The sequence below is a fragment of the Mycobacterium sp. genome (assembly GCF_035633495.1).
Taxonomy (GTDB): Bacteria; Actinomycetota; Actinomycetes; order Mycobacteriales; family Mycobacteriaceae; genus Mycobacterium.
Window position 1 is genome coordinate 1 of sequence record NZ_DASQEU010000125.1, and the last position, 15,110, is coordinate 15,110.

The following is a 15,110-nucleotide window of genomic DNA, read 5'->3' on the forward strand; positions in this document are numbered from 1 at the left end:
GACGAGGCTGCAATCCTGGTTCGGGTCATCGAAGTCCGCCAGATGCGCGACCGTCATCGCCATCAGGTTGCGGTGCGACAGCATCGCTCCCTTCGAACGTCCCGTGGTTCCGCTGGTGTAGAACAACCACGCTAACGCCGCCGGGTCGGTGTCGCGAGGCGGCGGCCAAAGATGTTGCTGTGAAACGATTCTCGTAGCCAGGAGAGCCGATCGTCTCGATCGGCACGGCGGTGACGGTGCCGAGGCCTGCGGCGATCCCTCGGCGACGCGAAGACCCGTGTGGCTCCGAATCGTCGAGGATCTGTCCCATCTCGAGGACGTGCAGCTTGTAGTTGATCGGCACGACGGCGCATTCGGCCGCCCACGCCGCGAACATCAGTTCCACGATCTCGGGGCGGTTCTCGCTCGCTACCGCAATGCGTGCGCCTGCCGGTTGGGACCCCCGGATCGACGTCGCGAGCCGTAACGCGCGGTCGCGCAGCTCATTCCAGGTGCGCAGTTGCCGCGTGCCGAGGAAGACCGCTCCCCGCTCGCCGTGACGTGCCGCGGTCTGGTCGAGCACGGCGAACAGGTTCACCGGGCCACCCACTCCGACGACAACGCGAAGTCGGACAGGTACTTCGTCGAACTCCAACCGCCGTCGACCACGATGGTCTGGCCGTTGATGAAACTGCCTCCCGGGGAACAGAGGAACGCGACGGTGCTGGCGATGTCGTCGATGGTGCCGAGCCGCTGGTGTGGCGTCATCTCGGTGTTGATCTTGCGGAAGCGCTCGTCCTCCAGGCGTTGCGCGACCATGGGCGTCTGGGTGACACCGGGCGCCACGGCGTTGCATCTGATCCCCTGCGCGCCGTACTGGCAGGCGATGTGGGTGGTCAGCGCAGTCAGCCCGCCCTTGGCCGCGGAGTAGGCGCCGCCGCGCAGACCGCCGACGACCGCGAAGGTGGACGTCACGTTGATGATCGCCGACCCCGGCGCCATGTGTGGGAGCACGTCGCGCGCCAGGCGGAACGGCGCTCGCAGCATCAAACCCAGGAAGTAGTCCAAGGATTCGTCGTCGGTTTCGTGCAGCGGCTTGGGGCTGCCGACACCTGCGTTGTTGATCAGGAAGTCGACGTGGCCCCACCGCTGCACCGCCGCATCCACGATGCTGCTCGGACCCTCGTCGGACGTCAGGTCGACGGCCAGCGTCTCCAACCGGTCGGGATCGCCGACCGCCTCGGCCAACGCGGTGAGCCGTGCTTCGTCGCGGCCGGTGCCAAGTACGGACATGCCCGCCCGGGCCAGCTTCACCGCAGTGCCGAAGCCGATCCCACTGCTCGCCCCCGTGACGATCGCTACCTGCATGTCAGTCATCCACCCTTACCGGCGCTCAGCGTGGCCCGGATCTCGTGCTTGAGCACCTTTCCGGCGTCGTTCTTCGGCAGCGCATCCCAGATCGCCACCTGCTCAGGCGCTTTGAACCGAGCCATCCCGTGTCCCTCGAGGAACTCGCGCAGATCGGAGACATCGGGACCGCCGTCGGAGGCCGCAACGATCACTGCGCACGCCCGCTCGCCGGTCCGCGCGTCGGGCACGCCCACGATCGCCACCTCGGCGATATCCGGATGTCCCACCAGGACGTCCTCCACCTCCTTGGGGGAGATGTTCTCGCCGTTGCGGATGATGACGTCCTTGGCTCGCCCGGTGACCACCAGGCAGTCACCGTCCCACCGGCCGAGATCCCCGGTGCGGACGAAGCCGTTGTCGTCGACGGCGCCAAGTTCGTCCTCCGGGTGGCGGTAGCCGACCAGCATCTGTGGGCCGCGGGCGCGGATCTCGCCGTCCACGATGCGGATGCCTGCGAGTCGGGCCGACCGTCGGTGTCGGCTGCGCGCTCGCCGTCGTCGAGTGCGCCGACGGTCGTGACGGGTACCTCCGTCGACCCGTACACCCGGCTGACGGCCGCACGTTCGAAATACGCCGTGGCTCTGCGGATCAGCGACGGCGGTACGCCCGCTCCGCCGCAGATGAACACCTTGAGGTCGGGCAGTCTGGTGTCCGCCGCCTCCGCCGCCGCGAGGAGCCACCGCGCGCCACGTCATCGACATGGACTTCCGCAAGAGCGCGGAACTCTCGGTACGGCTGCGGGATTGGGCCACCCAGCCGCAGTTCGTCTATCGGCACGTGTGGTCGGTGGGCGATCTGGTGATCTGGGACAAAACCGGCACCATGCACCGGGCGACGCCGTACGACCCCGCCGCCTACTGCAGCGCACCAAGCTCGCTGGCGAAGAACCGTTCGCCTGACGTGGCCGAACTCAGATTCGACGAGCGTGTCGCGGTCGTCACCGGCGGCGGTCGCGGACTCGGCCGCGAGTACGCACTGCTTCTCGCGTCGCGGGGCGCCAAGGTCGTCGTCAACGACGTCGGCGGCAACCTGACCGGGGACGGCAGCGACGAAGGTCCTGCGCATCAGGTGGTCGACGAAATCCGCGCCGCCGGAGGAGAAGCCGTCGCCTCGACGGATTCGGTGGCGACGGCCGCCGGTGGAGAATCGATCATCGCGACCGCATTGGACCACTACGGACGCGTCGACGCTCTGATCCACAATGCGGGCAATGTTCGGCGCGGATCGCTAAAGGAATTGTCGTACGAGGATTTCGACGCCGTGCTCGACGTGCACCTTCGTGGCGCCTTTCACTTAGTGCGGCCGGCGTTTCCGGTCATGTGCGAGGCCGGGTACGGACGCGTCGTGCTCACGTCGTCGATCGGCGGGCTCTACGGCAACCACGGGGTGGCGAACTACGCCGCGGCGAAGGCGGGGATCATCGGCCTGACCAACGTGGTGGCTCTCGAGGGTGCCGCGGAGGGGGTTTCGTGCAATGCGATCATCCCCGGCGCAGTGACGAGAATGGCCGAGGGACTAGATACTTCGACGTATCCGCCGATGGGGTCCGAGTTGGTGGCACCCGCCGTGGGCTGGTTGGCACACGAAGCGTGCGCGGTGACCGGTGAGTTGTTCGTCGCGATCGCGGGGCGGTTGGCCCGTGCCTTCATCGCGGAGACCCCTGGCGTGTACCGGCCGTCGTGGACCATCGAGGACGTCGCCGACCAGAGCGACGCCATCCGCGACGCGACGAATCCGGTGGTCTTCCCCGTCGTGCCCAGTGGTCACGCCGAGCACATCGGGTACAGCTTCGGGATGGCCAGTCAGGCAACGAACCATGTCTAGTGATCGGCACAACCGGGCAAGGACCACATACCCGGTTCGAGACTTGGTATCGCATGCGATATCAAGTTCTGGAACATGGCACGGACCTCGAAGCGCCGGATGTCAAGAGGCCACCCAGCCGAGGCCGTTCCATGACTGACGGCACTAGCGGTCCGCTCGCGGGCGTGCGCTGTCGTCGACCTCACTGCCATGGTGATGGGGCCGTACTGCACGCAGATCATGGCCGACATGGGCGCTGACGTCGTCAAGATCGAACCACCCGCCGGTAACAACACCCGCTACATCTCGGTGGGTCCCGCCCCGGGCATGAGCGGCGTCTTCGTCAACGTGAATCGCGGAAAGCACAGCGTGGTACTCGATCTGACCACGGATGCGGGTGGGAAAGCGCTGCGCGCCTTGATCGGCCAGGCCGACGTCTCATCCACTCGATGCGGGCGAGGGCGATCGCCAAGCTGGGATTCGGCTACGACGAGGTGGCCGCCATCAATCCCGAGATCGTCTACACCAACTGCTACGGGTACGGCCATCGCGGCCCGAACGCCGACCGCCCGGCTTACGACGACACCATCCAGGCGGAGTGCGGCATTCCGGCTGTCCAGGAGCAACTCACGGGTGAGGCCAACTACGTGGGAACCATCATGGCGGACAAAGTCGCCGGACTGACCGCGCTGTACGCCACCATGATGGCGCTGTTCCACCGCGAACGCACCGGTTAGGGTGCAGGAGGTCGAGGTCGCGATGTTCGAGACCATGGCCTCGTTCATGCTCGTCGAGCACGCCAACGGAGCCATGTTCGATCCGCCGCTCGGCCCAGCCGTCTACCCGCGTACGGTCGCACCCAACCGCAAGCCCTATCCGACCAAGGACGGTCACGTCGCCGCCTTGATCTACAACGACAAACACTGGAACGCATTCATCGCAGCGGTCCAACCGGACTGGAACTGTGAGCTTTACGCCACGCTCGAACGGCGCGCCAAGCAGATCGACGTCGTCTACGGACTAATTGCTCAGACCCTGTTGGAGCGCACCACCGCGGAGTGGCTGGAACTGTTCTGCGAGCTGCAGATTCCCGCAGCTCCGATTCAGACGCCCGACGCGCTGTTCGACGATCCGCATCTCAACGCCGTCGGCCTCTTCGAAACGGTGGAAACGAAGCACGGCCCGGTCCGGTTTCCCGGTGTGCCGACCTGGTTTTCGCGAACGCCGGGCCGAGTGGCCGGACCGGCACCCGAGCTGGGTGCCGACACGGCCGAGGTGCTAGCCGAAGTGGACGCCCTGGGCGAGCGGGAGCTCGGAGCTGTAGTTGACGGTGTTGGTGGCGCGCCGCATGTAGGCCTTCCAGGAGTCGGACCCTGACTCACGGCCGCCACCGGTCTGCTTCTCGCCACCGAACGCGCCGCCGATCTCAGCGCCCGACGTGCCGATGTTGACGTTGGCGATGCCGCAGTCCGAGCCGTCGGCCGCCATGAACCGTTCGGCTTCGCGCATGTCGGTGGTGAAGATCGCCGACGAGAGTCCCTGCGGCACGGCGTTGTTCAGCTCGATGGCTTCGTCGAGCGTGTCATAGCTCATGACGTAGAGGATGGGTGCGAACGTCTCGTCGTGGACCACCGCGGTTTGCGACGGCATCCGCACGACGGCCGGTGCGACGTAGAACGCGCCGTCGCCGACATCGTCGGAATCGTCGCCCCACTGCTTGCGTTCACCACCGACCACTTCGCCGCCATCGGCGCGCGCCTTGTCCAGCGCACCCGCCATGTCGCGGTACGACCGCTCGTGGATGAGCGGCCCGACGAGGGTTCCCTCGGCGGAGGGATCACCGATCGGCAGGCTGCGGTACGCCGAGGTGATGCGCTCGACCAGGGTGTCGACGACCGAGCTGTGTGCGATCACCCGGCGCAGCGTGGTGCAGCGCTGCCCTGCGGTGCCCGCCGCCGAGAAGACGATGCCGCGGACGGCGAGGTCGAGATCCGCCGACGGCGCGACGATGGCGGCGTTGTTGCCGCCGAGTTCCAGCAGCGACTTGCCGAACCGCTGCGCCACCCGCGGGCCCACCTGCTGGCCCATCCGCACCGAACCTGTCGCACTGACCAGCACGACACGTGGATCGTCGACCAGTTGCTCACCGATCTCCCTGCCGCCCTGGATGAGTCGGCTCAGATTGGGCGGTGCGCCGACGTCGGTTGCGGCCCGCTCGATCAGCGCTTGGCAGGCGATGGCGGTCAACGGCGTGAGTTCCGAGGGTTTCCAGACCACAGTGTCACCGCAGACCAGGGCGACCGCGGTGTTCCACGCCCACACCGCGACCGGGAAGTTGAAGGCGGTGATGACGCCGACGACGCCGAGCGGGTGCCACGTCTCCATCAGCCGGTGACCCGGGCGCTCCGAGGCGATGGTGCGCCCGTACAGCTGGCGCGAGAGGCCGACGGCGAACTGGCAGATGTCGATCATCTCCTGGACCTCGCCGAGCGCCTCCGAGGTGATCTTGCCCGCCTCGACGGTCACCAGCGTGCCCAGATCGGCCTTGTGCTCGACGAGGAGCTCTCCGAGCCGCGCGACCAGGGCGCCACGCACGGGGGCGGGGGTGACCCGCCACGCTGCGAACGCCTGCGCCGCATCGGCGATCGTCGCGTCCGTCTCACTGGCGGTGGTCTCCGTGACGGTGAACAGGACGTCGCCCGTGATCGGGGTGCTGGCCTGCAGGCCGTGGCCGCCCGGTTCGCCCAGTTCGATCGCCGAGCCGACGGCCTTCAGTGCCGTGCGGGCCCGCTCGCGCAGCTCGTCGGCGGTCGGGAGGGCGGTCGGATGCTTCGTCATGATGCTGCTGCTTTCTCGTAGAGGTCGTACGGGTCGTGAACGTGACGGTCGATGACGCCGGCCAGCCAGTCTGCGCTGTAACCGGACTCGTCCGGGGCTTCGATCACCGCGGTGTCGGTATCGAGGTTCGAGCGGAAGATGCCTGCCGCAGAAATGGGCAGGAAGTCTTCGTAGACAACGGGTTTCGTCGCGTCGCCGCCATGGTAGTAGGCCAGTCCGCCGGTGGCCAGCTCGGCGTGCGTGGCGGGGAAGTGTTCAGCCCACGACGCGGCCGGATCCGGCGCGGCCATGGCGGCGTCATAGCGCTCCCTACCCTTGGGCGTCAGTGCGACGCCTCGGGCCTCCACCTCGCCGAACCGCACGCGCAGACTGCCCTCGGTGACGGCGCCCTCGGCGTCGCGGAACCGTCGCGGCTCGGTCAACGCCCGAAACGACGTCTGGCGCAACAGCACGTCGGGTCCGTCCCAGCGGGGCGGTCCTTGAATGCGGCCGGTCATGACGATGCCGTGGTCGACCATCCGCCGGTACAGCTCGTCGATGTCCACGACGCGCGGCGTCAGGTGGTTGACGTGGGTGGACCGCACTCCGGCGATGTCGGCGGCGACTGCGGACACTTGCGACAGCTCGGCGTACCAGGCGGCGTCGATCGGATCGCGGGACAGGGCGAACGCGGACACCGCGCGGGCCACGAATTCGTCGGCGTCGATCGCCCGGCAGCCGCCGTCCGCCGCGATCGTCCGGGCGTCGGCGACCAACGCGGGGTCGAACAGCTCACGCTCGGCGAGGAATCGGTCGACGCGAGCGCGCAGGTCGCGATCGAAGAACCTGACGTCGGCGGTGGCCAGCGTGGACGTAAACACGCGGAAGGGGTTGTGAGCCAATTCTTCAGGATCGACGGGGCGAAAGGCGGTGGAGACCACGGGGACGGGGGAGGCCGCCTCGCGCAGATCGTAATAGCCCACCGGGTGCATCCCGAACGCGGCGAAGAGGTCGGCGACGGCAGCCAGCTCACGGGGGCTTCCGACGCGGATCGCGCCGTGGCGTTCGGCGGTGATCCGCTCGATCGAACCGAGCGCGTCGTCCCCCGCACAGTCGCGGTTGACCTCGGTGCTGACGTCGACGAGCGTCGTGTACGCCGGCACCTCGGCGCCGTACATCCGGGACAGGGCGGCGGCAAATCGGGACCGCAGCTCGGAGGTCAAGACGCTCATCCGGTCGGCACCCTGCGATAGTCTCCGGCCATGGCCGACGCTTCGGAGGAGCTCGACGACATCGACCGGACGTTGGTTCGCGAGTTGGTGGCGGACGGCCGCGCCACGCTGGCCCACCTGGCCGCGAGTGCGGGGTTGTCGGTGTCTGCGGTCCAGTCGCGCGTACGACGGCTGGAGACCCGCGGTGTCGTGATGGGATACCAGGCGCGGATCGACCCCGAGGCCGTCGGGAACATGCTGTCGGCGTTCGTCTCCATCACCCCTATCGATCCCTCTCAACCCGATGATGCGCCCGCTCGCCTCGAACACATCGAGGCCATCGAGTCGTGCCACTCGGTGGCCGGGGACGAGAGCTACGTCCTCCTGGTGCGTGTCCGTTCGGCGCGGGCGCTCGAAGACCTGCTGCAACAGATACGGACGGCAGCGAACGTCCGCACCCGAAGCACGATCATCTTACAGACTTTTTACGAGGGCCGCGACTTCGTACCGTAGAAAATCCTGTTTTATGGCGCGCAAAGCGTAAAAAATCCGTTAACATGGCCGCATGACCGCTGTCCTGCCTTTGCGTGACCTCAAGCCCGGCTCCGTTGTGGCACCCGACGACGTGCGTGAAGTGCTCAGCCGCAGCATCTTGGCCGACGGGCTCGACTTCGTCCTCGACGTCGACCGATCGGCCGGTTCGTTTCTCGTCGACGCCCGTACGGGTGAGCGCTACCTTGACATGTTCACGTTCTTCGCGTCGTCCGCGTTGGGCATGAACCATCCGGCACTCGCCGACGACCAGGCGTTTCGCGCCGAACTCGCGGCGGCCGCGGTGAACAAGCCCTCCAACTCCGACGTCTACAGCGTGCCTATGGCTCGGTTCGTCGAGACCTTCGCCCGCGTGCTCGGCGACCCCGCCCTGCCGCACCTGTTCTTCGTCGACGGCGGCGCATTGGCCGTCGAGAACGCCCTCAAGGTGGCGTTCGACTGGAAGAGCCGCTTCAACGAGAGCCGCGGTATCGACCCGGCGCTGGGGATGAAGGTGCTGCACCTGCAGGGCGCGTTCCACGGCCGCAGCGGATACACGTTGTCGTTGACCAACACCGACCCCAACAAGGTCGCGCGATTCCCGAAGTTCGACTGGCCGCGCATCGACGCGCCGTACCTGCGGCCGGGCGCGAACATGGCCGAACTGGAGGCCGAGTCGCTTCGGCAGGCCCGCGCCGCGTTCGAGGCCAACCCGCACGACATCGCCTGCTTCATCGCCGAGCCGATTCAAGGCGAGGGCGGTGACCGGCACATCCGGGGAGAGTTCTTCGCCGCCATGCGGGCGCTGTGCGACGAATTCGACGCGTTGCTGATCTTCGACGAGGTGCAGACGGGCTGCGGGATGACCGGAACCGCTTGGGCCTACCAGCAATTGGGCGTCATGCCCGACGTCGTCGCGTTCGGCAAGAAGACCCAGGTGTGCGGCGTGATGGCCGGTCGACGCGTCGACGACGTGCCCGACAACGTGTTCGCCGTCAGCTCGCGGATCAACTCGACGTGGGGCGGCAACTTGACGGACATGGTCAGGTCTCGGCGCATCCTGGAAACCATCGAAGGCGACGGGCTCTTCGAGCGGGTCGCCGACCTCGGCCGCCATCTGCTCGCCCGCCTGCAGGATCTGGCCACCGAGTTCCCCGGGCTGGTCGTCGATCCGCGCGGCCGTGGCCTGATGTGCGCGTTCAGCATGCCGACGGCGTCTCAGCGCGACGAGTTGATCGCCAAGCTGTGGGACCGTCGCGTGATCATGCTGGCCAGCGGTCTGGACAGCGTCCGCTTCCGCCCCGCGCTCACCGCGTCGCGCGACGAGCTCGACGCTGCCGTCGATGCCGTGCGATCGGTGCTCGCCGAGCTGTAACCCCTGCCACCCCTCCCCGCTTCCCGCGAGCGTGCGTGTCTGCGGGCGACACGCCGCGTCGAGACGGCAGAACACGCACGCTCGCGGCAGCGCGACAGTGGCCCGTCATCGAACTGGGTCCGGCGTCACCAGACGACGAATGGTCGACCCGAGTCGGGTCAGGTCGTCACCCCCGACGAGCACACAGCCGTGCTGCTGGGCGAGTTTGCGTGCAGCGGTGGTGAAGTCGTGATTGGTGACGACCATGGTGTGCGCGCAGTCGTGCATCGGTGCGCCGGCTACGACCTCCTGCACGGCACCGGCGCCGACCGGTCTCGACTGCCGTTTGCATTGGATGGCAAGACGATCCGGCCTGCGGCCCACGACGAGGTCAACTCCCCAGTCGCCGGTCAGCGGGGTCATGATGACCGGTGCACCACTGGCGCGGGCGATGCGCGCGACGTGGTCCTCGAACTCGACCCCCGACATCGACTGCTTGGCGACGGCGGGGTCTTCACGCGCGCCCGGGGTGCGAGCGCCGCTCAGCACGCCAAGAAGGAACGCCGGCAGTGCGGGCGTCAGCACGGCGACGGCCACGCTCCATTGCACGCTGAGGCCGAACACGTGCGCGACGACTCCCGCCGCGACTGCCACGAAGACGTAGGCCTTCCACACGGTGCGAATGCTAGGCCGCCGCACCGACGCTGAGCGAGCGTGCGTGAACTAGTGCGCCTCGTCGGCGTGTCGCCCGCAAACACGCACGCTCGCGGAGAAGGAGGGGGTGGGCTCGCGGAGAAGGGGTGGGGTGGGAAGGGGGTCAGGTATTGAGCGCCCGCCACACGCGTGCCGGCGTCATCGGCAACCGATGCAACCGCGCGCCGCAGGCTCGCGCGATGGCGTTGGCGAGAGCGGGAGCCACCGGGTTGTGCGGCGACTCGCTCATGGACTTGGCGCCGAACGGGCCGAGAGTGTCGTAGGTGTCGGCGAAGTAGACCTCCGTCACGGGAAGGTCGGCGAGTTGCGGAACGTGATAGTTGCGCAGATCGGCCGTGGTGACGGCGCCGTCGGGGCCGGTCAGCATCTCCTCGTACAACGAGCTGCCGATGCCCTGGGCGACACCGCCTTCGACCTGGCCTCGGCACTGCTCGGGGTTCATCACCACGCCGGCGTCGGCGGCCTGCACCGACTGCAGGATCCGCACCTCACCCGTCTCGACGTTGACCGCGACGCGGAACCCATGCACGTTGAAGGCCACCGACCGCGGCGTGCCGTCGTGTCGACCGCGGCCGACGAGGGGACGGGCGTCCGGCGTCTCGGCGATGGCGTCACGCAGCTCCCGGCACGCTGCCATCACCGCGATCCCGGCGACCACCGTGCCCGCCGACCCGAATGCCCCCGTGTCATATTCCGTGGCATCGGTGTCGGATTGGCGGATTCGCACCCGACTGGGCTCGATGCCTAGTTCGGACGCCACGATCTGGGTGTGCACGGTCGAGGTTCCGTTGCCGAACTCGGCCGTACCGACCGACAGGGTGAAGTCCCCGTCGGCGTTCCGCGAGATCGACGCGTCGGCGAGGTGTCCTCGCGGGGGGATGGTCGCGATCATCGCGATGGCCATGCCCTCGCCGACCCGCCACTGCGCGCCGTCTGGCGCCACCGTCCCCTCGCCCGAGGCCAGTGCGTTCTGCACGAGGTCGAGGCACTGGTCTAGGCCGTAGCTGCCGTACGTCAGGTCGTCGTCGGCCACGTGTGCGTCCGTGAACGGATCACCGGGGACGACGACGTTGCGGCGCCGAAGATCGAACGGATCGATGCCGAGTCGCTCGGCCAGCTGGTCCATCGCCGACTCGACGGCGAAGATCACCTGCCCGAGCCCGTAGCCGCGGAAGGCACCCGACGGAATGTTGTTGGTGTACACCGCCTGAGCGTCCACGCGCTTGTTCGGGCAGCGGTACACCGAGATCGACTCGCCGCACCCGTGAAACATCGCACCGGGGCTGTGGTTGCCATACGCGCCCGCGTCCATCAACACGTCGACCGCCAGCGCGGTCAGCACCCCGTCGGGCCCGGCCGCGACGGTGGCGTCCACGCGCACGGCTTGACGGCATGGCGCGCTGGTGAATTCATCGGAGCGGCTGAACTCGTAGCGCACCGGCCTGCCCAGCCGGAGCACCGACAGGGCGACGAGGTCCTCGGTCAACATCTCCTGCTTGCCCCCGAAGCCGCCACCGACCCGCCGCGTGAACACGTGGACGTCCGAGCGATCAAGTCCGAAGACGTGGCAGAGCTCGTCGCGAACCAGGAAGGGCACCTGGGAACTGGTACGAATCACCAGGCGTCCCAACTCGTCTCGCCAACCCGTGCAGCCGTGCGTCTCGAGGTGCGTGTGTTGGACGCGCTGCGTGTTCCACCGCCCTCTCACGACCGCCCCGCCGGACGCCTCCGCCACCGTCACCCCGTCTTCGACGTCGCCGACGCCGCCGTGGAGTTCGGCGACGAGGTTGCGCGACAAGTCGGCGATGCGTGCCTCGGCCGTCTTGCCGGCGTGCACCACCGGGGACCCTGCCGTTCGGGCGGCCTCGGGATCGAACACGGCAGGTAGCTCTTCGTACTCGACGTGGATTGCCCGGCAGGCGTTCTCGGCGATGGCGGACGTGTCGGCGACGACTGCGGCGACACGTTGACCGACGAACCGCACGGTGGCGTCGAGGACGAAGGAATCATCGGGATCGTCGAGTCGGCTGTCGTGGCGTGCCGTCGAGAACGCGACCGGCGGGCGACCCGCATGCCGGCCGGGGCGCCGACGGAATCCCCCGCGCCCCTGCCTTCTTCGTGTTGACGGCACCTGCGAGCGCATCGGTGATCGCGCGATAACCGGCACACCGGCACAGGTTTCCCTTGAGATGCTCGGGGAGGTCGGCCAGTTGTCGGGGCGTCATTTTCGACGTGGTGGTGATCATGCCCGCCGTACAGAACCCGCACTGGAAGCCGGCAGCGTCGACGAACTGCCGTTGCATGGGGTGCGGGTCGTCGGGCGTTCCCAGTCCCGAGACCGTCGTGACGTCGTGCCCGGCGGCGCAGAACGCGGGGAAGACGCAGGAGTGCACGGGTGCCCCGTCGACCAGCGCCGAGCATGCGCCGAAGATAGGTCCGCAGACACTGACCCGGGCGCGGATCATCCTGCAGCGCTTCGCCGTTGACGCTCATGGTCACCGCAACTCCGCAACGATCTGCTCGGCGAGCAGCAGGCTCATCGCGCGCCTCCAGTCGGGGTCCCCGTGCGGATCGTGGGTCCAGGCGTCGTCTGGGATCACTGCGTGCGCCTGTCGCACCGCGTCGACGTCGGCCGAGGGCAGATCGAATACGTAGGGCCGCACGGTCGCTGCGGTGATCGACAACACGAACGTGCCGTCTGGGCTCAAGCGACCGATGACGACGATGCCGGAGCGCCCCAGCGGCGAAGGTGCCAGTTTGCGATACGCGGTGCGGCCGCGCAGCGCCGAGTCTGGCAGACGTACGGAGCGAAGGACCTCGCCGACGGCCAACACGTTCGTTGAGTTGCCGGTGACGAAGTCGGTGATCGGCATCTTGTAGTCGTCTCCGTCGGCACGCCAGACCAGGACGTCGCCGGCCAGGGCGGACGCCAGCGAGATCATCGACCCCGCAGGGAACGACAAACAGACGTTGCCGCCCACCGTCGCGGTGTGCAGGATCTTGAACGATGCGAGGAGTGCGGTGCAGCACTGCCGAAACAACGGCGCCGCTAGCCACTCCGGTCGAACCGACGGCAGCCGGGCGGACAGTTCGGACGCCTGCTTCAGCGTGCAGGTCGCAGCGAGTTCGATCCCATCGTCGTGCACTGTGATCGGCGACCAGCCCAATTGGCAGAGGTCCACCAGGCGGCGCGTTCGGGACTGGGGTTCGGAGAACAACCACGTCCCTCCGGCCAGGACGGCGTCCGACGGGCTGAGCGGCCAGAGTTCGCCGCGTCGACGCGGCGTGCTGACCGCCTCGATGGTGTTGAGGTCCACCGATCGACGGTAGTCAAGACGCGCGCTCCTCGCATGCTCGGGAACCTGGACGATCCGAAATGCAACTCGTGAGTTGCAGAAAGCCGAACGACGTGCAACTCTGTAGTTGCACGAAGTCGTCTACGAGGAGGGCAAGACCCATGGCAGCACTCGACATCACCCGCAGCATCGACATCTCAGCGCCGCTGGACAAGGTATGGAGGGCGATCACCGAGCCCGACCTCATCGCCCAATGGTTCGGCGAGACCGCCGAGTTCGACGCGACTCCCGGCGGCCGCGGGTCGTTCGGGTGGCCTGACCACGGACCCTTCCGGATCGCCGTGGAGCACGTCGACAGGCCGAAGACGCTCGTGTATCGCTGGGCCCGCGAAGTCGGAGTCGATCCGGTACCGGGTAACTCGACGCTCGTGCGATTCGATCTCACGGAGATCGCAGGCGGTACCCGGCTGGACCTGCTCGAGACTGGATTCGAGGAGCTCGCGGACCCGGAGTCCGCGCAGGCAGGCAACGTCGAAGGCTGGCTGGCAGAACTCGGCGAACTGGTGGAGTTCGTGGAATCGCGGTGACGGATGACACCGCAGGCGTGCCAGCGGTTCTCGCCGTCCTAGCCGACGAGACCCGCTGGCGCATCCTGTCCGAGATCGGCAGTGCCGATCTGTCGGCGAGCGCGCTCGCGGGTTTGCTGCCCGTCAGCCGCCAGGCCATCGCCAAACACCTGACAGCGCTTGCCGATGCAGGACTCGTGGAGTCCATCCGGGCTGGCCGTGAAGTTCGTTACCGTGCAGTCGGTGGGCGTTTGAGCTCGCTGGCAGTCGAACTGGATGCGATCGGCCGCAGTTGGGATCGGCGCCTCGCGGCGATCAAGCGCATCGCCGAAGAGGCCGAGTGACAGCGCCGACTAATCCATGGAAAAGGCCCGGTCGGATCATCCCGACCGGGCCCTTCCACGCTTCGTCTGGACCTACTGCTCGGCCTTCTGGCGAGCTTCGGCAGCCGCCGCGCTACCGCGGGCAGCCTCGGCTTCGGCTTCCTTCTCGGCGACGTCGCGTTGCGCTTCCGCCTTGTCCTGCTGCGCCTTGCCCTCGTTGACGAGGTCGTCGCGGCCGGTCACGGTGCCGGTCACTTCCTTCGCCTTGCCCTTGACGTCTTCGACGACGCCCTTGATACCTGCTTCGGGACCACTGTCCTTGTCGCTCATGGCTACCTTTCGATCGTTGCACGTTCTGGGCGGACACCCGCTTCTTGAGCCCCGCCGGCCCCTCGAGGGACCCTTGTTCGATGTGCACCCGTGCCATGCAAGGCTGCCCGGCAATCGCGCCGACTAAACGACAGCGCGGTGCCCGTCACGGGGAGACTGACCAATTGCGTTGTTTTCGGGCTCTCCTGACACTTCCGTGGGTTGATTTCTGAGATGTCTGGGGCGCACGTCGTTGTCGCTTAAGGTTTCTGGCTTGTCAAGGGTCAGAAACCAAGGGAGCGGGCAACGACGTGCGCAATGTGAGGTTATGGCGTGGGCTGTTGGGTGTCGACAAGGGCACGGTGATCGAGGCTGTCGAGTTCGAGGAGTTCGAAGGCCAGGACGCCGAGGGCGCTGCACTGGTGGTGGCGCGGGTGAGGCCACGAAGCGGGGTTTCGCGACGGTGTGGCCGTTGTGGTCGTAGGGCGTCTTGGTATGACCGGGGTGAGGGCCGGCGCCGGTGGCGGGGCCTGGATTGGGGCACCGTGGCGGTGGTGCTGGAGGCCGACGCGCCGCGGGTGAACTGCCCCACCCATGGGCCGACGGTGGTGGCGGTGCCGTGGGCGCGCCATCACGCCGGACACACGCGTGCCTTCGATGACACGGTGGCGTGGTTGGCGGTGGCGTGCTCGAAAACCGCGGTGTGCGAGTTGATGCGGATCGCCTGGCGCACCGTCGGCGCGATCGTGGCCCGAGTCTGGGCCGACACCGAGAAGACCTTCGACCGGTTCGCGGGC

At 67.6% G+C, this 15,110-nt stretch carries 12 protein-coding genes and 4 pseudogenes; 7 read left to right on the forward strand and 9 right to left on the reverse strand.

From position 1 onward, the window contains the following. From VET27_RS19150 to VET27_RS19160, 3 genes and pseudogenes are all read right to left on the reverse strand, one after another. Positions 1 to 577: pseudogene (locus VET27_RS19150) on the reverse strand (AMP-binding protein); the annotation flags it as partial. Further along, on the reverse strand, positions 574 to 1,356 hold the full coding sequence (locus VET27_RS19155) for an SDR family NAD(P)-dependent oxidoreductase (protein ID WP_526520971.1): 783 nt from the start codon (positions 1,354 to 1,356) through the stop codon (positions 574 to 576). The gene VET27_RS19155 and the pseudogene VET27_RS19150, both read right to left, overlap by 4 nt. Further along, positions 1,353 to 2,065: pseudogene (locus VET27_RS19160) on the reverse strand (AMP-binding enzyme); the annotation flags it as partial. The gene VET27_RS19155 and the pseudogene VET27_RS19160, both read right to left, overlap by 4 nt. A 17-nt stretch (positions 2,066 to 2,082) precedes the next feature. Here VET27_RS19160 and VET27_RS19165 point away from each other — a divergent pair. Both VET27_RS19165 and VET27_RS19170 read left to right on the forward strand, forming a co-directional pair. Continuing rightward, positions 2,083 to 3,213, forward strand: a complete 1,131-nt coding sequence (locus VET27_RS19165; protein ID WP_526520991.1) for an SDR family NAD(P)-dependent oxidoreductase — start codon at positions 2,083 to 2,085, stop codon at positions 3,211 to 3,213. Between the two features lie 131 nt (positions 3,214 to 3,344). Then, positions 3,345 to 4,569 (forward strand): annotated as a pseudogene (locus VET27_RS19170) (CaiB/BaiF CoA transferase family protein). Here VET27_RS19170 and amaB read toward each other — a convergent pair. Next, positions 4,471 to 6,030 (reverse strand): L-piperidine-6-carboxylate dehydrogenase, encoded by a 1,560-nt coding sequence (gene amaB, locus VET27_RS19175; protein WP_526520973.1) that lies wholly within the window; start codon positions 6,028 to 6,030, stop codon positions 4,471 to 4,473. The pseudogene VET27_RS19170 and the gene amaB overlap by 99 nt on opposite strands. After that, positions 6,027 to 7,241: a 2-oxoadipate dioxygenase/decarboxylase gene (gene hglS / locus VET27_RS19180; protein ID WP_526520975.1), complete on the reverse strand. Its 1,215-nt coding sequence runs from the start codon at positions 7,239 to 7,241 to the stop codon at positions 6,027 to 6,029. The genes amaB and hglS overlap by 4 nt, the downstream gene beginning before the upstream one ends. A gap of 30 nt (positions 7,242 to 7,271) precedes the next feature. Between hglS and VET27_RS19185 the strand changes: the two genes are divergently transcribed. Continuing rightward, positions 7,272 to 7,733, forward strand: coding sequence for an Lrp/AsnC family transcriptional regulator (locus VET27_RS19185; protein ID WP_526520977.1), 462 nt, complete (start codon positions 7,272 to 7,274; stop codon positions 7,731 to 7,733). 52 nt (positions 7,734 to 7,785) lie between these two features. Next, on the forward strand, positions 7,786 to 9,126 hold the full coding sequence (lat, locus tag VET27_RS19190) for an L-lysine 6-transaminase (protein WP_526520979.1): 1,341 nt from the start codon (positions 7,786 to 7,788) through the stop codon (positions 9,124 to 9,126). A 105-nt stretch (positions 9,127 to 9,231) separates the two neighbouring features. Here lat and VET27_RS19195 read toward each other — a convergent pair whose 3' ends face one another. The 3 genes and pseudogenes from VET27_RS19195 to VET27_RS19205 all read right to left on the reverse strand — a co-directional run bounded on the left by VET27_RS19195 (position 9,232) and on the right by VET27_RS19205 (position 13,136). Further along, on the reverse strand, positions 9,232 to 9,789 hold the full coding sequence (locus VET27_RS19195) for a restriction endonuclease (RefSeq protein ID WP_526520993.1): 558 nt from the start codon (positions 9,787 to 9,789) through the stop codon (positions 9,232 to 9,234). Between the two features lie 133 nt (positions 9,790 to 9,922). Then, a pseudogene (locus tag VET27_RS19200) lies at positions 9,923 to 12,312 on the reverse strand (molybdopterin-dependent oxidoreductase). A gap of 2 nt (positions 12,313 to 12,314) precedes the next feature. Then, a complete protein-coding gene (locus tag VET27_RS19205) occupies positions 12,315 to 13,136 on the reverse strand; it encodes an FAD binding domain-containing protein (RefSeq protein ID WP_526520981.1) in 822 nt (273 codons plus the stop codon). Between the two features lie 140 nt (positions 13,137 to 13,276). Between VET27_RS19205 and VET27_RS19210 the strand changes: the two genes are divergently transcribed. Continuing rightward, positions 13,277 to 13,702, forward strand: a complete 426-nt coding sequence (locus VET27_RS19210) for an SRPBCC family protein (RefSeq protein ID WP_526520983.1) — start codon at positions 13,277 to 13,279, stop codon at positions 13,700 to 13,702. After that, on the forward strand, positions 13,699 to 14,025 hold the full coding sequence (locus tag VET27_RS19215) for an ArsR/SmtB family transcription factor (protein ID WP_526520985.1): 327 nt from the start codon (positions 13,699 to 13,701) through the stop codon (positions 14,023 to 14,025). Before VET27_RS19210 ends, VET27_RS19215 begins: the two co-directional genes overlap by 4 nt. Positions 14,026 to 14,097: 72 nt before the next feature. On the opposite strand, the gene mbp1 is transcribed toward VET27_RS19215, so the two are convergent. Beyond that, positions 14,098 to 14,334 carry a microaggregate-binding protein 1 gene (mbp1, locus tag VET27_RS19220; protein ID WP_526520987.1) on the reverse strand — a complete coding sequence of 79 codons (237 nt, stop codon included), beginning with the start codon at positions 14,332 to 14,334 and terminating at the stop codon, positions 14,098 to 14,100. A 290-nt stretch (positions 14,335 to 14,624) separates the two neighbouring features. Between mbp1 and VET27_RS19225 the strand changes: the two genes are divergently transcribed. Further along, the coding region (locus tag VET27_RS19225; protein WP_526520989.1) for a helix-turn-helix domain-containing protein at positions 14,625 to 15,110 on the forward strand (486 nt) is incomplete at its 3' end.